Genomic DNA, 16,748 nt, shown 5'->3' with positions numbered 1-16,748 from the left:
CGTGGGACTAGGCGCCGGCATCATGAGCGAGACTTCCGGGCACCATGCCCCCAATGAAAGCCTCACGGCGCTGTCGATCGGCGCGATCGGGGTCGTTTTCGGCGATATCGGCACCTCGCCGCTCTATGCCCTAAAGGAAAGCTTCATCGGCCATCACCCGCTGGTGGTGGACCGCCTGCACATGTTCGGCGTGATCTCGCTGATGTTCTGGACGATGATGCTGATCGTCACGATCAAGTACGTCTTCATCATCCTGCGCGCGGACAACAACGGCGAGGGCGGCAGCCTTGCGCTTCTGGCGCTGATCGGGCGCAAGATCGGCAAGAACCGCTGGAGCCCGCTGATCGCGATGCTCGGCGTTATCGCCACGGCCCTGTTCTACGGCGATGCGATCATCACGCCCGCCGTTTCGGTGCTGTCGGCGGTGGAGGGGCTGACGGTGGTGAACCGGGAATTTTCCGCGTTCGTCGTGCCGATCGCGGTGGTGATCCTGATCGGGCTGTTCTCGGTCCAGTCCCACGGCACCGCCGCCATGGGCAAGCTGTTCGGGCCGATCATGATCGTCTATTTCCTCGTGCTGGCGGCGCTGGGCATCGCCTCGATCGCGCGGGCGCCCGAGGTCGTGTCGGCCCTGAGCCCGCACCATGCGGTGGAGTTCTTCATGGTGAACCCCAAGCTCGCCTTCCTCGCGCTTGGATCGGTGGTGCTGGCGGTGACGGGGGCCGAGGCGCTCTATGCGGACATGGGGCATTTCGGGCGCAAGGCGATCTCGATCTCCTGGCTCTACGTCGCTTTTCCCTGTCTCCTGCTCAATTACCTGGGACAGGCTTCGCTGGTCCTGCGCAATCCCGAGGCGATCAGCAATCCGTTCTTCTTCATGGCGCCGGACTGGGCGCGGCTGCCGCTCGTCGCGCTGGCGACGATGGCAACGATCATCGCCAGCCAGGCCGTGATCTCGGGCGCCTTCTCGGTTTCGCAGCAGGCGGTGCAGCTCGGTTTCCTGCCGCGGCTGAAGATCCTGCACACCAGCGCCAAGGCAGTGGGGCAGATCTACGTGCCGCTGGTGAACTGGGCGCTGCTGGTGATGGTGATCCTGCTGGTCCTGGGCTTCCGCAGTTCCGGCAACCTGGCGGCGGCTTACGGGATCGCGGTGACCGGGACGATGCTTATCACCGCCTGCCTGTTGGGCGTGCTGACCTTCACCGTGTGGAAATGGCACCCGCTGGTGGCCGGCGGGGTGACGCTGGGCTTCCTCTTCATCGACGGGCTATACTTCGCTTCCAACGTCACCAAGATACCCGATGGTGGCTGGTTCCCGCTGCTGGTCGCGGCGGTGGTCTTCACCCTGCTGACCACCTGGGCGACCGGCCGCCGCCTCGTGCGCGAGAGGCTGCACGAGGATTCGATTCCGATCGAGGTCTTCCTGAAGTCGGTGGGCGAGCGGGTCAGGCGCGTGGCGGGCACTTCGGTGTTTCTTGCTTCCTCTGTCGAGGGGGTGCCGCCGGGCCTGCTGCACAATCTCAAGCACAACCATATCCTCCATGACCGCGTGGTGATCCTTACCGTCGCCAATCGCGGGGTGCCGCACGTCGGCGCCGAGGATCGCTGCGATGTCGAGGATCTCGGGCAGGGATTCTACCGGATGGTCCTGCGCTACGGGTTCATGGACGAGGCCGACATTCCCGCCGCGCTTGCCGCCGAGCACCGCGCGGGCGGCCCGTTCAAGCCGATGGAAACCAGTTATTTCCTCTCGCGCCAGACGCTTATTCCGTCGAGCCGACCCGGCATGGCGCTGTGGCGGGAAAAGCTCTTCGCCTCGATGGTCCGCAATGCGCAGAGCGCGATGGAGTTCTTCAAGCTGCCGACCAACCGCGTGATCGAACTGGGCAGCCAGCTTGAAATCTGACGGCACAAGCCATTGTGCTGTTGAGAATTAGTCGCAACTGCGATAGCACGGGCCCATGGTGATCCGTGCCGAATAGCTCTTCCACCCTGTCGCCCCCGCCTGAAACGGCCGATCCGGCTGCCGCGGCGCCCGCTGCTTCGGGCCAGTCCGCTTCGGTCCAGTCCGCTTCGGTCCAGTCCACTTCGGTCCAGTCTCCGCAGCCGGTGTGGGCGCCCTCCGACGAGATCCTGCGGCGGGGCCGTCCGGCGCGGCTGGCGTGGATGGCGCTGGGGCTGCTGCTGGTGGGGATCGGGGTGATCGGCATCTTCGTGCCGCTGCTGCCGACCACCGACTTCATGATCCTGGCGCTGCCCTGCTTCGCGCGGTCCTCGCCCCGGCTGGAGGCGTGGCTGCTCAATCATCCCCGGTTCGGACCGGGGCTGCGGGCATGGCGGGCGGAGCGGGCGATCCCGCGCCCGGCCAAGATCGCCTCCCTTGCCGGGATGACCATCGGTTTCGTCTCGTTCTGCCTGATCGCGCGCCCCGGGCCGCTGCCGGCGCTGGGCGTGGCGGCGGTGCTGCTGGGCTGCGCGACCTGGGTGATCCGGCGCCGCGAACCGCGCGGCGAGAGCTGAGGCCGGACCTTAACCGTCAGATCGGCCAGCCCTCGCGGCGATAGGCCGAATCCCAGAACATCCATTCGAAGCGGGTGGCATTGCGGAATGCGGTGGCCATGGCGGCGCGGGTGGCGGGGGCGGCGTTGGCGGCGGCTTCGTCCACCAGGGCGCGCACGCGCGCGGTCGCCTCGCCGAACGAAGGGGCTGCGTAAGTGTCGATCCATGCCGCATAGGGATTGGGCGAGGCAGCGCGCGGCTTGATGTCGCAGCCGACTTCCCAGTAGACCCAGAAGCAGGGCAGGATGCCCGCGATCAGTTCCTCGTAACTGCGCGTGGCGGCAAGGGTGGCGAGATAGCCGGTGTAGCCGAGGCAGGCCGGCGTCGCTTCGCTGTCCTGTGCCATCTGTGCCGTTACGCCGAACCGGGCGAAGAACGCCTGGTGCAGCGCTTCCTCGACCTGCACCGCCACTTTGGCACCGTCCGAGAATTCCAGCCGGCCCGCCGCCGTGGGCGCGCGGGCGGCCGCGATGGCCAGCACGCGTGCATATTCGGCAAGGTAGAGGCTGTCCTGCACGATGTAGTGGCGGAAGCTCTCCGCCTCCAGCGTGCCGCCCGCCAGTTCGGCAAGGAACGGATGCGCGAGGATCGACCGGCGCAGCGGGGCGACCTCGTCCCAGATGGCGTCGCAGAAGCTCATGGCGTTTCGTCCTTGAAGATGGCGCCCGGCGTGAAGGCGAAAGTCATCGAGCCGCAGCAGTGCATGTCCCTATTCCTCCGCCGGTATGAGCCGGATCAGGTTCGCGGGTTTGCGGACTGGGAACGGCCCCGATCCGCCTCTCAGCCCTGACAGCGCCAGGACACCCCGTGGGTTGAAGATGTCATGGCGGCCTAGGAAAAGGCGCGAGCCGCGTCAACGGCCGGTGGACGGCGATTGACGCGGCACCGGCTCTCGGCGATGTGCGGGGAAACACGGGCACGGGTTCGATCAAATTGGGGAATCGATGAGAATCGTCATCATCGACGACAGCGGGCTGCGCGCGACGGTTCTCGAGGAGGGCCTGCGCGATGCGGGCTATGACGACATTCACATCGTTCCGCCGCGCGGCGCCTTCGTGGCCCGGCTTGAGCGGATGGCGCCCGATGTCGTCCTGATGGACCTCGGCAGCCCCAGCCGCGACACGCTGGAGGAGATGCTCACCGTCAGCCGCGCGCTCGCCCGGCCGATCGCCATGTTCGTGGATCAGTCGGACGAGGCGATGATCGGTGCGGCCATCGATGCCGGGGTTTCGGCCTATGTCGTCGACGGGCTCCGCAAGGAACGGGTCAAGCCGGTGCTCGAACTGGCGGTGCGGCGCTTCAATGCCTTCGCACGGATACAGGCTGAACTGGACGAGGCGCGCACAGCCTTGTCCGACCGCAAGGTGATCGACCGGGCGAAGTCGATCCTGATGGCGCAGCGCAGCCTCTCCGAACAGGAAGCCTATGCGCTGCTGCGCTCGGGTGCGATGAACCAGGGCAAGAAGATCGTGGACGTGGCGCAGGCGCTCATCACCGCCAGCGACCTGCTGGGAGGCGGAATATGACGACGGACCTGCGCATCGCCTTCCTGCCGCTGAACGACGTGGCGGTGCTTGCCGCCGCACGGGAACGAGGGTTTGCCGAGGAGGAAGGGCTCGCGCTGGACCTGCTGCGCACGACGAGCTGGGCAACCTTGCGGGACCGGCTGGTCTATGGGCAGGTGCAGGCCGCGCACATGCTGGCGCCGCTCGCCGTCGCGGTGACGCTGGGGCTCAGCCAGCAGCCCGCCGCGCTTGCCGCGCCCTACAAGCTGGGCGTCAATGGCAACATGCTGGTCATGGCGAAGGATTTCGCCGCCGCGCTCTATCCCGATCCGGCCAGCCGCCTCGCCGATCCGCTGGGCACGGCGCACGATTTCGCCGGGGCCATCGGCCTCTGGCGCCGCAAGCCGGTGATCGGCGTGGTCCATCGCTTCTCCAGCCATGCGCTCATGCTGCGCTACTGGCTGGCGAGCGCAGGCGTCGATCCCGACCGGGACGTGGTGCTGCGGGTGCTGCCGCCCTCGCTGATGGTGGAGGCGCTGCTGGCGGCAGAGATCGACGGTTTCATCGCGGGCGAGCCCTGGGGCAGCGCCGCGATCGAGGCGGGCCTTGCCGAAACCGTGGCGGTGGGGGAGCGGATCTGGCGCCGCGGCGTGGAAAAGGTGCTCGCCTTCCGCCAGAACTGGCTGGAAGAGAACCCCGAAACCGTCGACCGGCTGCTGCGCGCGCTGGCGCGGGCCGCCGCGTGGTGCGATGCGCCGGAGAACCACGATGCGCTGGCGCACCTGCTGTCCGATCCCCGCTATCTCGACCAGCCGGCCGATCTCATCCAGCGCGCGCTGACCGGGCAGATCGTCGCGCGGGCGGGGGATGCGCCGATCTCCAATCCCGATTTCATGCTGTTCTCGCGCGAGGCGACGCCGTTTCCCTGGCGCAGCCAGGCGCTGTGGATCTATTCGCAACTCGCGCGCTGGGGCATGGTCGAACATACGCCCGAGAATGCGGCGAGGGCGGGGGCGGTATTCCGTCCGGACGTGTTCCGCCGCGCTCTGGCGGGCAGCGACATGCCGATGCCGGGCGCCAGCATGAAGCTGGAAGGCGCGGTGGCGGCGCCGCTCGCCGTGGGCTCGCGTCAGGGCGACCTGACGCTGGGGCCGGACAGCTTCTTCGACGGGCGCGTGTTCGATCCCGAACGGATCGAGGACTATCTTGCGGGCTTCGCGAAGCCGGATTGACCGGTTCGTTCCAGCGGCGGCGATTGCGCCCTTGCGGAAAATCCATCTGAATTGATGGACTTGCGCTTCTCCGGCGCCACCCTTGCGCGCATTCATGCGGCGATGATCACGGGCGGCGAATATTGTGCCTTGCAACATGAAGCGAATCGCCTGATGATACAGGCCTCACGCGATGTAGCGTGACCATGTTCGGATGCGCTGCTCCAAGGGCGGGGCGCCATCCTTACCGATATTCGCAGCAAAGCCGCTGACCGGGCTCACCAGAGGGTGACGTCCGGCCTGCGGCTTTTTTCGTGTCCGTTTATGGGGGACCTACGATGGCAACCGCTTACTGGAAACGTGATGGAGAGGCCGAGACGGCCGGGAATGCGCCGGTCGACGCGCCGACAACCAGCTTCTGGAAGGCCGGTCATGCACCCACGCTGATCGCCGCCTTTCTCTATTTCGACCTCGCCTTCATGGTGTGGGTCCTGCTCGGGCCGCTGGCCCCGGAAATTTCGAAGACGCTGGCGCTGACCCCGGCGGAAAAGGGCCTGATGGTGGCCACCCCCACGCTCGCCGGGGCGCTGCTGCGGGTGGTCAACGGCCTGCTCGTCGATCGGATCGGACCCAAGCGTTCCGGCGCGATCAGCCAGATCATCGTCATCGCCGGGCTGTTTTCCGCATGGCTTGCAGGCGTGAACAGCTTTGCGGGAACGCTGGCGCTCGGCGTGATCCTCGGCTTTGCGGGCGCGAGTTTCGCGATCGCATTGCCGCTCGCCAGCCGCTGGTACCCGCCCGAGCACCAGGGCAAGGCCATGGGGCTGGCCGGCATGGGCAATTCCGGCACCGTGCTCGCTTCGCTTTTCGCGCCCATGCTGGCCAAGATGTTCGGCTGGAATGCGGTGCTCGGCCTTGCCTGCATCCCGCTGTCGCTGGTCTTCGTCGCCTACATGGTCATGGCGAAGGATGCCCCCGACGCACCGGCTCCGCGCAAGCTGATCGACTATTTCGAACCGCTGCGGCAGGCCGATGCATGGTGGCTGATGGGCTTCTATGCCGTGACGTTCGGCGGTTTCGTGGGCCTTGCCGCCTCGCTACCGATCTACTTTACCGACCAGTTCGGCCTGACCCCGATCGTCGCGGGATACTGCACGGCGGGCTGCGTCTTTGCCGGGTCGCTGGTGCGGCCCATGGGCGGTGCGCTGGCTGACCGGATCGGCGGCGTGAAGGCGCTGATGGTGGTCTACCTCGTCGCCGCGCTGGCGCTTTCCGGGGTTGCCAATGCCACCAGCCTGCCGGGCGCGCTCGGCATGTTCGTGATGGCCATGCTGGCGCTGGGCACCGGCAACGGCGCGGTCTTCCAACTGGTGCCGCAGCGCTTCCAGGCCGAGATCGGCGTGATGACGGGCCTTGTCGGCATGGCAGGCGGGATCGGCGGGTTCTATCTCGCCAGTTCGCTGGGCCTGGCCAAGCAGATGACCGGCAGTTTCGCGCCGGGCTTCCTGATCTTCGCGGGCCTTGCGCTGGCCGCGCTCGCCTCGGTGGCGCTGGTCAAGTCTCGCTGGCGCGCGACCTGGAAGACCGCCGCCCGCATATAATGGGAGTGCATCGCGGCGTTCGGACAGGCTGGTCTGGACGCCGCTGACCCTTGCCCCCCAGGAGATCAGTTCAATGCGATACTTGTTTGGAACGGTGGCCGCGCTGGCCGCTACCGGGTCCGCCCATGCCGAGGAAGTGGACCTGAAGCCCATCGTCGAGGCGCGGGCCCGTTATGAACATGTCGATCAGGACGACATCGACCCGGCCGCCGATGCCGTGATCCTGCGCGTTCGCGGCGGCGCCACGGCGACGACAGGGGCCTTCAGCGCCACGGTCGTCGGACAAGGCACGCTGGCGGTGGTGGACCATTACTACGACGGCCTGAACGGCGCCGCGATCCGTCCGCAGGTATCGGATCCGCAGAACATCGCGCTCTATGTCGCCCAGCTTCAGTACAAGGCGAAGGGCGTGACGCTGACCGCGGGCCGCCAGAAGATCGCGCTCGACGACGAGCGGTTCATCGGCAACGCCGGCTTTCGCGACAACGCGCAGACTTTCGATGCCGTGCGCGCCGAACTCACCCCGCTCAAGGGCCTGAAGCTCGATGTGTCCTACGCCTGGAGCGTGCGCACGATCTGGGGCATCGACGGACATGGCGCCCGCCAGCAGGCGGTGAGCGGGGACAATGTCTTCGCCAACCTGTCCTATGCGACGCCGGTCGGCACGTTCACCGGCTTTGCCTATCTGGTGGATCAGGACGAAGCGGCGGTGCAGGGGTTCCGCCTGTCCAGCCAGACCTATGGCGGGCGTTTCGTGGGCAGCCACGGCTTCGGCAAGGCGGCGAAACTGTCCTGGCAGGCAAGTTATGCCCGCCAGTACGACTGGCACAACAATCCCAACAGCTACCATGCCGACTACTGGCTGGCCGATGCGGTGCTGGACGTGAAGGGATGGAAGCTCAACGCCGGTTATGAAGTGCTGGGCGCTGCCGATGGTACCGCGCTGACCAGCTTCCAGGTCCCGCTCGGCACCAATTTCAAGTTCCAGGGCTGGACGGACAAGTTCCTGACGACGCCTGCGAACGGCCTGCGCGATCTCTATTTCGGCGGCGGTTACGGCGTGAAGCAACTGGGGCCGCTCTCCGCCGTCGCCCTGCAGGGAACCTGGCACCGCTTCGACAGCGACCGCCTGGACCAGCACTACGGCAACGAAGTGGATATTATCGCGAGTGCGAAGGTCGCCAGGACGACGATCGCGCTGCGCTATGCGCATTACGACGCCCGCCAGATGGCGGTCGATACCGACAAGTACTGGATTCAGCTGGACTGGGCGATCTGATCGCCACCGTTTACGGAATCGCTTGAGCGTTCGGGCGATTCCGTTTATTGTGCAGTGCAAGGGACGACGTTGTCCCAACCAAACATAGCCGATGCGATCCACTGAAGGGCCGCAGAAGCGCAAACGATGGCAAGGCCGCCATCCAGACTTTCGGTTTTCGAACCGAGGGTCCGGATGGCGGCCTTTTTCTTTTTCTCCTTCGAATTTCTGGAGACGCGGGCATGGAATTTCAGGACGGGATCGAAGCTTCTGCGGACTATGAGAGCACGTTGATCGTGCCCTCCGACGATGTGCGCGAACATCTGGTGGTGGTGGGCAACGGCATGGCCGGATGCCGCGCGGTGGAGGAACTGCTGGCGCGCGATGCCGGGCGCTACCGCGTCACCATCTTCGGCGCCGAACCGCATGTGAACTACAACCGCATCATGCTGTCGCCGGTGCTGGCGGGAGAGAAGACCTTCGACCAGATCGTCATCAATACCCGCGAATGGTATGACGGGAACGGCATCGAACTCGTCACGTCGGACCCGGTCACCGCGATCGACCGTGCGGGCAGGACCGTCACCTCGCGGTCGGGCCGCAAGGTCCATTACGACCGGCTGCTGATCGCCACCGGTTCCGATCCCTTCATCATCCCGGTTCCCGGCAAGGACCTGCCCGGCGTCATCTCCTTCCGCGACATGAACGACGTGGACCTGATGCTGGAAGCCGCGGGCAGGGGCGGCGATGCGGTGGTGATCGGCGGGGGGCTGCTCGGCCTCGAGGCCGCGCACGGCCTGACCCTGCGCGGGATGAAGGTCACCGTGATCCACCTGATGCCCACCCTGATGGAGCGCCAGCTGGACGAGGCGGCGGGCTGGCTGCTCAAGAGCGCGCTCGAAGCACGGGGCCAGACCATCCTGACCGGCGCCGATACCGCCGAAATCCTGGGCGACGGCAAAGTCGAGGGCGTGCGCCTGAAGGACGGCCGCGAAATCCCGGCCAGCCTCGTGGTCATGGCGGTGGGCATTCGTCCCTCCACGGCACTGGCGCGCGACGCCGGGCTGGATGTGGGGCGCGGCATCAGGGTCGACGATCACATGGTGACGAGCGACCCCGCCGTGCTCGCGGTGGGCGAATGCGTCGAGCATGACGGGAACGTCTACGGCCTTGTCGCGCCGCTCTGGGACATGTGCCGCAGTCTCGCCGATGGCCTGACCGACCGCCACAGCGGCTATCGCGGTTCGGTCACGTCGACCAAGCTCAAGGTCGCCGGGCTCGACGTGTTCTCGGCCGGTGACTTCTCGGGCGGGGAGGGCTGCGAGGACATCGTCCTGCGCGACGCCTCGCGCGGGATCTACAAGCGCGTCGTCGTGAAGGACGGCAAGGTCGTGGGCGCGGTGCTCTACGGCGATACGGCCGACGGCAACTGGTACTTCGACCTGTTGAAGAAGGGGGAGGACGTTTCGGAAATCCGCGACTTCCTGATCCTGGGGCAGGCCTTCGCCTCGGGCGGCACGGCGGACCCGCTGGCGGCGGTGGCGGCGCTTTCCGACGATGCCGAGGTCTGCGGCTGCAACGGCGTTTCCAAGGGGCAGGTCGTCGGCTCGATCGCCGGCGGCGCCTGCAGCCTCGACGCCGTGCGCGCCACCTGCAAGGCATCGGCAAGCTGCGGTTCCTGCACCGGTCTGGTCGAGAGCCTGCTGGCGCTGACCCTGGGCGAGGAGGTCAAGTCCGGCCCGAAGACGATGTGCAAGTGCACCAGCTTCACGCACGACGACGTGCGGCGCGAGATCGTGGCGCAGCACATGAAATCGATCCCCGAAGTGATGCAGAAGCTTCACTGGTCCACGCCCGACGGCTGCTCGTCCTGCCGGCCGGCGCTCAACTACTACCTGCTCTGCGCGCTCCCCGGCGAATACGAGGATGACCAGCAGAGCCGCTTCGTCAACGAACGCATGCACGCCAATATCCAGAAGGACGGCACTTATTCGGTGGTTCCCCGCATGTGGGGCGGCCTGACCAACCCCCGCGAACTGCGCGCGATCGCCGATGTGGTGGAGAAGTACGACGCGCCGATGGTGAAGGTCACCGGCGGGCAGCGGCTCGACATCTTCGGGATCAAGAAGGAAGACCTGCCCGCCGTCTGGGCCGATCTCAATGCCGCCGGGATGGTCTCCGGCCATGCCTACGGCAAGTCGCTGCGCACGGTGAAGACGTGCGTGGGCAGCGAATGGTGCCGCTTCGGCACGCAGGATTCCACCGGCCTTGGGGTGAAGACCGAGCGGATGACCTGGGGCTCGTGGATGCCGCACAAGTTCAAGATCGCGGTCTCCGGCTGCCCGCGCAATTGCGCCGAGGCGACGATCAAGGACTTCGGGATCGTCTGCGTGGATTCGGGCTATGAACTCCACGTCGGCGGCAACGGCGGCATTCACGTTCGCGCCACCGACTTCCTCTGCAAGGTCGCCACGGAGCAGGAGGCGCTCGATTACTGCGCCGCCTTCACCCAGCTATACCGCGAGGAGGCGCGCTATCTCGAACGCACCGCGCCGTGGATCGAACGCGTCGGCGTCGAATATGTGAAGCAGCGCATCGTCGAGGACGACACCGGACGCGAGGCCTTGCGCAGCCGCTTCCTCTATTCGCAGAGCTTCAGCCAGGAAGACCCCTGGGCCGAACGCGCGGCCGGTCACAAGGCCGAACTGCACCAGCACCTTGAACCCCTGGCCATTGCAGCGGAGTAATGCACATGAACGACTGGATCGACATCGGCACCCTCTCCGACATTCCCCTGCGCGGCGCCCGGACCGTGCAGATCGAGGGCGAAAAGGAAATCGCGGTGTTCCGCGCCGGAGACGACCGGGTCTTCGCATTGGTCAACGAGTGCCCGCACAAGAAGGGCCCGCTCAGCCAGGGCATCGTCCACGGCCATTCGGTGGCCTGCCCGCTGCACAACTGGAACATCGCGCTTGCCAGCGGCGAGGCGCAGGGCGAGGACAAGGGCTGCACCCCGACGATCCCGGTGCGGATGGAAGGGGAGCGTATCCTGATCGCGCACCCGCAGAGCCTGAAGGTCGCGGCGTGATGGCGGCGGGGGACCTCATCGCGCCGGGGCAGGTCTGGCTGGTGGGTGCGGGGCCGGGCGATCCCGACTTGCTCACCCGCAAGGCCGAAAGGCTGATCGCGGCGGCGGACGTGGTGTTCTACGACGCGCTGGTCGGGCCGGGCGTGCTGGACCTGATCCCTGTGCCGACGGAACGGGTCAGCGTCGGCAAGCGCTCCGGCCGCCACAGCAAGGAGCAGGGTTCGATCAACGACCTGCTGCTGGAAGCGGCGCGCGCGGGCAAGCGGGTGGTGCGGCTGAAGGGCGGTGATCCCTCGGTATTCGGGCGTTCGGCGGAGGAGATGGATCACCTTGCGGCGGCGGGCGTTCCGGTGCGGATCTGCCCCGGCATCACCACCGCCAGCGCGGCGGCGGCGAGCGGGCTGGCCTCGCTCACCCTGCGCGGCGTGGCGCGCGGCCTGACGCTGGTGACCGCGCATCTCAAGGCGGGCGAGTCTTTGCGGCTGGACTGGGAAACGCTGGCCCGGCCGGGCGGCACGCTCGGCGTCTACATGGGGCGCGCGGCGGCGGGCGAGATCGGCCGTTCGCTGATCGCCGCCGGACGCGATCCCGATACGCCGGTGATGATCGCGGTCAACGTGTCCCTCCCGAGCGAGCGCCTGATCCGGGGCAAGCTTTCGGCGCTGGCCTTCCTCGTCGCCACGATCAGCGATGACGACCCGACGCTGCTGCTGATCGGCGAAGCTGTGGAGACCCGGCGCGCGGCAGTGGACGTGCTGCGGGAACTGGCCTGCCCGGCCTGATGACGGCGCCCGCATCCTTTGCGATAGACGATGCCCATGCCGTAGTGACCGGAATGCTGGGCGGGCCGGGCAGGACCGAAACCGTGGCGCTGGGCGCGGGTCTTGGCCGGATCGCCGCGCGCGGTGTCGCCGCGACCGGGGATCAGCCCCGCTTCGCGGCGGCGGCGATGGACGGCTGGGCGATATGCCGAGGGGATGATGGCGGGCAGGAAGGTGGCGGGACGTCGTTCCGGGTCATCGGCGAAAGCCGCGCCGGCCACGCGTTCCAGGGCGAATTGCAGGCGGGCGAGGCGGTTCATGTCTCGACCGGCGCGATGATGCCCGGCGGCGCCGATGCTCTCGTGCGGCGCGAGCAGGGACGTCAGCTCGGCACCGTGCTTTCCATCGGCGAATGCGTGAGCGGGCGCGATATCCGGCCGCGCGGCTGTGATTTCCGGCAGGGCGCCCGTCTGCTGGTGGCGGGCAAGCGGATCGATCATTTCGATATCGCGCGGCTGGCCGCCTCGGGCACCGCGCAAGTTGAGGTTCGCGCCCGCCCGCGCGTGGCGCTGCTCGCCACCGGGGACGAACTCGTGGTTCCCGGTGCAATGGCACATGCCGCCGCGAACTATGATGCGCTGTCGCCCGCGCTTTGCGCAAGGCTGGGGCAGGTCGGCGCGGCGGTGCTGGACCTTGGCATTGCGGCGGACGATGACGCCGCGATCGCCGCGCGCCTTCGCCGCGCCGATGCGGAGATCCTCGTCGTCATCGGCGGTGCGTCCGGTGGGCGGCATGACCGGGTGCGCGCGGCCCTTGGCGGGCTGGGACTGTCGGTCCTGGTGCCGAGCGTGCGGATGCGGCCGGGAAAGCCGTTCTGGTTCGGCCGCCTTGGGGATGACCGTTTCGTCATGGGCCTGCCCGGCAACCCCGTGGCGGCGCTGGCGGCGGCGGAGCTGTTCCTGGTTCCGGCCCTGCTCGCGCTTCAGGGGCTGGGCGCGGCCATAAGCTGGACCGATTGCCCGGAGCTGGGCGATCCGGCAGGGGAAGCGGGCTGCGAACGCCTGCGTTTCGCGCGCCTTGCCGATAACGCGGGCGCCGGGCGGTGCATCGAACTGCTGGGCGGCAGCGACAGCGCCGCATTGGCCCCGCTGCTGGGCGCGAATGCGCTGGTGCGGCTGGGAAGCGCCGCCAATGGCGGCCTTGCGCAATTCCTGCGGCTTGCGGGCTTCGCCTGAGCGGCAAATCTTCCGGCATGGATTGACGGGAGCGTGTTCCTCTCGATAAATCGCTTCTGCGAATCATTATCAAATCACTATCAAATATCGATGCAGGGCGTTGAGCCGGTTCGCCCGCTCCGGCGATCGTGCCGGAATTGCCGCGTTCCCAAGCGTCGATGCAGTGAGGGGCCGGATCTTCGCCTGGCGGCGGGGTCTGCTGCTCGCTCGCTTGCGAAGAGGGTACGAAGAAGATGAAGAGAATGATGCTCAAGTCGGCGCTGCTCGCGGCGACCCTGGCCGGCGGTCTGGCCCTTGCCGGACCTGCCATGGCGGACGGGCCGGTCGCCGGGCGTTCGGCGGAGGCGGAGACCGCGGCGTTCGATGCGGACCGTGCTGCGATCCTTGCCATGGCGGGCAATTACAAGGTCACCTTCGACATGCGCGAGACCACGCCATGGCGCGCCGATTACACGCCGATTCCGGGCAAGGTCTCGGGCGGGCACGAAGCGGTTCGCGTGATCGAGGACAGCGGGCGGCGCATCGTGCTGCAGCACCTGCTCGTGGTGGACGAGGGCGACGGCAAGCAGATGGTCATCAAGCACTGGCGGCAGGACTGGACGTACGAGCCGGAAAGCGTGCTGGTCTACGCGGGGAAGGGGCGCTGGAACGTCGAGGCCGTGCCCGCCGCCTTCCGCAAGGGGCGCTGGTCGCAGACGGTGTGGCAGACGGACGATTCCCCGCGCTATGGCGGCTGGGGGCAGTGGACCGAGGAAGGCGGCGTGCGCCGCTGGCGCAGCAACTGGACCTGGCGTCCGCTTGCCCGCCGCGATGCCGTGCGCAAGCCGCCCTATGACCGCTATCTCGCGATCAACCGCCATTCGCCGAGCCCCGCCGGGTGGATTCACTGGCAGGACAATATCAAGGAGGGGCCTGAACCGGGTTCCGCCGATGGCAGGATCGTGCCCTTCGTGCAGGAATCGGTGCTGAACAGCTATGTGCGCGACGACAGCGTAAGCCTGGCCGCGGCCGACAGCTACTGGGCGGCGACGAAGGATTACTGGGCCGCGATCCGCACCGACTGGGACGAGGCGATCGCCCGCGACAAGGGCGTTTCCGTGGCAGAAGTGGCCGAAACCGGCTCTGCCAGCGGCGAGCGGCTGATGGGGCTCGCCGACGATATCCAGTCCGGCAAGGTCAGGCTGCCGCAGGCGGTGCAGCGCGGCAAGGCGGTGATCGCCGAAGTAACGCGCCGCTAGGCCGGAGCGGAGCAACAGAAGGTCCCAACCAGAACCCCTGTCCCCGTCTCCAGTGGGGGCAGGGGTTCCTGGCATCCGGTTTGATCGCAAGCTTCGGAGTGACAGGCGGCGGATCGGCGCGCTAGGTCGTAAACTCATAAACGGCACCATCGAGGCGCCCAAATGGCGAACAGCTCGGGCCGAAGGTGCCGCCGGGCGGGCTGGTTGCCCGTCCAAGGCAGCTTCGGTTCGAGATGGAAGCCATTTGGGCGTCCCTTCGGGATTTGACCAAAATGGCCCATCGCTGCGTCGGGAAGGCTTGAAATATCGACATATTCCATCGCCTTCCCTTCTTGCGCTGAGCCATTTTTTCTTCAAACCTCGATGGTGCCGTTTATGAGTTTACGACCTAGGTCCGCTGGATGAGGCAGACCGATAGCATCGACTGGCAGACCATTGCCGCCGATCTGGATAATGAGGGCTGGGCCGTGCTGCCCGGCCTGCTGGACGAGGCGGAATGCGATGCCGTGGCCGGGCTCTATGGCCCTTCCGACCGGTTCCGCAGCCATGTCCACATGGCGCGTCACGGCTTCGGCTTGGGGGAATACCGCTACTTCGCCTATCCGCTCCCGCCGCTGGTGCAGGATTTGCGGGCCGCGCTCTACCCCGCCCTCGCGCCGGTGGCCAACCGCTGGCACGAGCGCATGGGGATCGACACCCGTTTTCCCGAAGATCATGCCGCATTCCTGGCGCGCTGCCATGCGGCGGGCCAGCGCCGACCCACGCCGCTGCTGCTGCAATACGGCCCGGGCGATTACAACTGCCTTCACCAGGACCTTTACGGCGAACATGTCTTCCCCTTGCAGGTGGCGGTGCTGCTGTCCTCTCCGGGGCGGGATTTCACCGGCGGGGAGCTGGTCCTGACCGAGCAGCGTCCGCGCATGCAGTCGCGTCCGGTCGTGGTGCCGCTGGGCAAGGGGGACGGGGTGGTCTTCGCGGTGAACCAGCGCCCGCAGAAGGGATCGCGCGGGGATTACCGCGTGGTGATGCGGCATGGCGTCTCGAAACTGCGCACAGGGCGGCGCCATACGCTGGGGATCATTTTCCACGATGCAGCCTGACCTCTTCGCCGACACGCGCAGCCGCATCGATCTCGGCCCGGGCGCGGTGCTGCTCGGCGGTTTCGCGCTGGCCGAATCGGAAGCGCTGATCGGCGAAATTCCGGCTCTCGCCGCCGTTTCTGGGTTCCGCCACATGGAGACCCGCAGCGGCGGAAGGCTCTCGGTCGCCATGTTCAACTGCGGGGAGACCGGCTGGGTGAGCGACCGGCGCGGCTATCGCTATCAGGCCATCGATCCGCAGACCGACCGGCCCTGGCCGGCGATCCCGCCCCGGTTCCTGGCGCTGGCCGCGGGCGCGGCGGCGCAGGCGGGCTATCCCGGCTTCGTGCCCGACGCCTGCCTCGTCAATCGCTACGACGCCGAGACGAAGCTCTCGCTCCATCAGGACATGGACGAGCGTGACCATTCGGCGCCGATCGTCTCGGTCTCGCTGGGACAGGCCGCCACGTTCCTGTGGGGCGGCCTGTCCCGCAGCGATCGCCCGCGCCGCCACCGGGTGCTGCATGGCGACGTGGTGGTCTGGGGCGGGTCTTCGCGCATGGTGTTCCACGGGGTGGACAGTGTGGAGCGGGGCACGCATCCTCTCACCGGCCCGTGCCGCTACAACCTCACATTCCGGAAGGCCCGATGACCGATACGATCCACCGCTGCCGCTGGGCCGAGGGCGATGCCCGCATGCAGGCCTATCACGACGAGGAATGGGGCGTGCCGATCCGCGATTCCCGCGCGCTCTGGGAGAAGATGGTGCTCGACACCTTCCAGGCGGGCCTGTCCTGGCGCACGATCCTCAACAAGCGCGAGGCCTTCCGCGCCGCTTTCGAGGATTTCGAGCCGGAACGCATCGCCGCCTATGGCCCTGCCGAGATAGAGCGCCTGATGGGCGATGCCGGTATTGTGCGCGCCCGCGCCAAGATCGAGGCGACCATCCGTAACGCGCGTGCCTTCCTGGCCATGCAGGAGCAGGGCGAGGACTTCTCGCGGTTCGTCTGGTCGTTCGTGGGCGATGCGCCGCAGAAGGGCGACGGCACCGGCAGCGCCGCCCGGTCTGCCGCCGGAGACGCGCTTTCGGCCGCGCTGAAGAAGCGGGGCTTCTCGTTCGTGGGGCCGGTGGTGGTCCATGCCTGGCTTCAGGCAACGGGGGTGATAAACGATCACGAGGCGACCTGCTTCCGCCGTTGATATCGCGCCTTTC

Annotated in this window: 15 protein-coding genes and 1 riboswitch; of the genes, 14 read left to right on the top strand and 1 reads right to left on the bottom strand. The window is 67.2% G+C overall.

Annotation, left to right across the window (positions count from 1 at the left end; translation table 11 throughout):
* The first annotated feature begins 22 nt into the window (after positions 1-22).
* Together ACLIMP_RS23470 and ACLIMP_RS23465 are read left to right on the top strand one after the other, a co-directional pair.
* Entirely contained in the window at positions 23-1,906 is a 1,884-nt protein-coding gene (locus tag ACLIMP_RS23470; protein WP_054436250.1) for a potassium transporter Kup, read from the top strand.
* Positions 1,907-1,971: 65 nt separating this feature from the next.
* A complete protein-coding gene (locus ACLIMP_RS23465; protein ID WP_443478476.1) occupies positions 1,972-2,520 on the top strand; it encodes a YbaN family protein in 549 nt (182 codons plus the stop codon).
* 16 nt (positions 2,521-2,536) lie between these two features.
* Here the strand turns inward: ACLIMP_RS23465 and tenA are convergent, their stop codons facing one another.
* Positions 2,537-3,199, bottom strand: a complete 663-nt coding sequence (gene tenA / locus ACLIMP_RS23460) for a thiaminase II (RefSeq protein WP_185999431.1) — start codon at positions 3,197-3,199, stop codon at positions 2,537-2,539.
* A gap of 55 nt (positions 3,200-3,254) precedes the next feature.
* A riboswitch (TPP riboswitch) is annotated at positions 3,255-3,377 on the bottom strand.
* 126 nt (positions 3,378-3,503) lie between these two features.
* On the opposite strand from tenA, the gene ACLIMP_RS23455 reads away from it, so the two are divergent.
* From ACLIMP_RS23455 to ACLIMP_RS23400, 12 genes are all read left to right on the top strand, one after another.
* On the top strand, positions 3,504-4,085 hold the full coding sequence (locus tag ACLIMP_RS23455) for an ANTAR domain-containing response regulator (RefSeq protein WP_132469701.1): 582 nt from the start codon (positions 3,504-3,506) through the stop codon (positions 4,083-4,085).
* Positions 4,082-5,296, top strand: a complete 1,215-nt coding sequence (locus tag ACLIMP_RS23450; protein ID WP_054436249.1) for an ABC transporter substrate-binding protein — start codon at positions 4,082-4,084, stop codon at positions 5,294-5,296. Before ACLIMP_RS23455 ends, ACLIMP_RS23450 begins: the two co-directional genes overlap by 4 nt.
* Positions 5,297-5,613: 317 nt before the next feature.
* Positions 5,614-6,876: a nitrate/nitrite transporter gene (locus ACLIMP_RS23445; RefSeq protein WP_324699302.1), complete on the top strand. Its 1,263-nt coding sequence runs from the start codon at positions 5,614-5,616 to the stop codon at positions 6,874-6,876.
* Between the two features lie 73 nt (positions 6,877-6,949).
* Positions 6,950-8,155 (top strand): alginate export family protein, encoded by a 1,206-nt coding sequence (locus tag ACLIMP_RS23440; RefSeq protein WP_324699303.1) that lies wholly within the window; start codon positions 6,950-6,952, stop codon positions 8,153-8,155.
* Between the two features lie 221 nt (positions 8,156-8,376).
* On the top strand, positions 8,377-10,881 hold the full coding sequence (gene nirB / locus ACLIMP_RS23435) for a nitrite reductase large subunit NirB (protein WP_443478475.1): 2,505 nt from the start codon (positions 8,377-8,379) through the stop codon (positions 10,879-10,881).
* A gap of 5 nt (positions 10,882-10,886) precedes the next feature.
* Entirely contained in the window at positions 10,887-11,222 is a 336-nt protein-coding gene (gene nirD, locus ACLIMP_RS23430; RefSeq protein WP_185999436.1) for a nitrite reductase small subunit NirD, read from the top strand.
* Positions 11,222-12,004, top strand: coding sequence for a uroporphyrinogen-III C-methyltransferase (cobA, locus tag ACLIMP_RS23425; protein WP_443478474.1), 783 nt, complete (start codon positions 11,222-11,224; stop codon positions 12,002-12,004). Before nirD ends, cobA begins: the two co-directional genes overlap by 1 nt.
* A complete protein-coding gene (locus ACLIMP_RS23420) occupies positions 12,004-13,218 on the top strand; it encodes a molybdopterin molybdotransferase MoeA (RefSeq protein WP_443478473.1) in 1,215 nt (404 codons plus the stop codon). The genes cobA and ACLIMP_RS23420 overlap by 1 nt, the downstream gene beginning before the upstream one ends.
* 233 nt (positions 13,219-13,451) lie before the next feature.
* Positions 13,452-14,456: a DUF6607 family protein gene (locus ACLIMP_RS23415; protein ID WP_347812943.1), complete on the top strand. Its 1,005-nt coding sequence runs from the start codon at positions 13,452-13,454 to the stop codon at positions 14,454-14,456.
* 401 nt (positions 14,457-14,857) lie between these two features.
* Complete coding sequence (locus ACLIMP_RS23410; RefSeq protein WP_443478472.1) at positions 14,858-15,556, top strand: 2OG-Fe(II) oxygenase; 699 nt, start codon at positions 14,858-14,860, stop codon at positions 15,554-15,556.
* Positions 15,546-16,187 carry a DNA oxidative demethylase AlkB gene (gene alkB, locus ACLIMP_RS23405; RefSeq protein WP_443478471.1) on the top strand — a complete coding sequence of 214 codons (642 nt, stop codon included), beginning with the start codon at positions 15,546-15,548 and terminating at the stop codon, positions 16,185-16,187. Before ACLIMP_RS23410 ends, alkB begins: the two co-directional genes overlap by 11 nt.
* On the top strand, positions 16,184-16,735 hold the full coding sequence (locus ACLIMP_RS23400) for a DNA-3-methyladenine glycosylase I (RefSeq protein WP_443478470.1): 552 nt from the start codon (positions 16,184-16,186) through the stop codon (positions 16,733-16,735). The genes alkB and ACLIMP_RS23400 overlap by 4 nt, the downstream gene beginning before the upstream one ends.
* Positions 16,736-16,748: the final 13 nt, after the last annotated feature.

The sequence above is a fragment of the Novosphingobium aeonii genome (assembly GCF_052279045.1).
Taxonomy (GTDB): Bacteria; Pseudomonadota; Alphaproteobacteria; order Sphingomonadales; family Sphingomonadaceae; genus Novosphingobium.
Note: the sequence above shows the minus strand (reverse complement) of the source record. Positions and strands in the feature narration are given on the sequence as shown.

Bases quoted from the DNA above. Each gene is read 5' to 3' on its own strand.
- cobA (WP_443478474.1), top strand. From the start codon at position 11,222: ATGGCGGCGGGGGACCTCATCGCGCCGGGGCAGGTCTGGCTGGTGGGT.
- nirD (WP_185999436.1), top strand. From the start codon at position 10,887: ATGAACGACTGGATCGACATCGGCACCCTCTCCGACATTCCCCTGCGC.
- ACLIMP_RS23440 (WP_324699303.1), top strand. From the start codon at position 6,950: ATGCGATACTTGTTTGGAACGGTGGCCGCGCTGGCCGCTACCGGGTCC.
- ACLIMP_RS23455 (WP_132469701.1), top strand. From the start codon at position 3,504: ATGAGAATCGTCATCATCGACGACAGCGGGCTGCGCGCGACGGTTCTC.
- tenA (WP_185999431.1), bottom strand. From the start codon at position 3,199: ATGAGCTTCTGCGACGCCATCTGGGACGAGGTCGCCCCGCTGCGCCGG.
- ACLIMP_RS23415 (WP_347812943.1), top strand. From the start codon at position 13,452: ATGAAGAGAATGATGCTCAAGTCGGCGCTGCTCGCGGCGACCCTGGCC.
- ACLIMP_RS23470 (WP_054436250.1), top strand. From the start codon at position 23: ATGAGCGAGACTTCCGGGCACCATGCCCCCAATGAAAGCCTCACGGCG.
- nirB (WP_443478475.1), top strand. From the start codon at position 8,377: ATGGAATTTCAGGACGGGATCGAAGCTTCTGCGGACTATGAGAGCACG.
- ACLIMP_RS23410 (WP_443478472.1), top strand. From the start codon at position 14,858: ATGAGGCAGACCGATAGCATCGACTGGCAGACCATTGCCGCCGATCTG.
- ACLIMP_RS23450 (WP_054436249.1), top strand. From the start codon at position 4,082: ATGACGACGGACCTGCGCATCGCCTTCCTGCCGCTGAACGACGTGGCG.
- alkB (WP_443478471.1), top strand. From the start codon at position 15,546: ATGCAGCCTGACCTCTTCGCCGACACGCGCAGCCGCATCGATCTCGGC.
- ACLIMP_RS23420 (WP_443478473.1), top strand. From the start codon at position 12,004: ATGACGGCGCCCGCATCCTTTGCGATAGACGATGCCCATGCCGTAGTG.
- ACLIMP_RS23400 (WP_443478470.1), top strand. From the start codon at position 16,184: ATGACCGATACGATCCACCGCTGCCGCTGGGCCGAGGGCGATGCCCGC.
- ACLIMP_RS23445 (WP_324699302.1), top strand. From the start codon at position 5,614: ATGGCAACCGCTTACTGGAAACGTGATGGAGAGGCCGAGACGGCCGGG.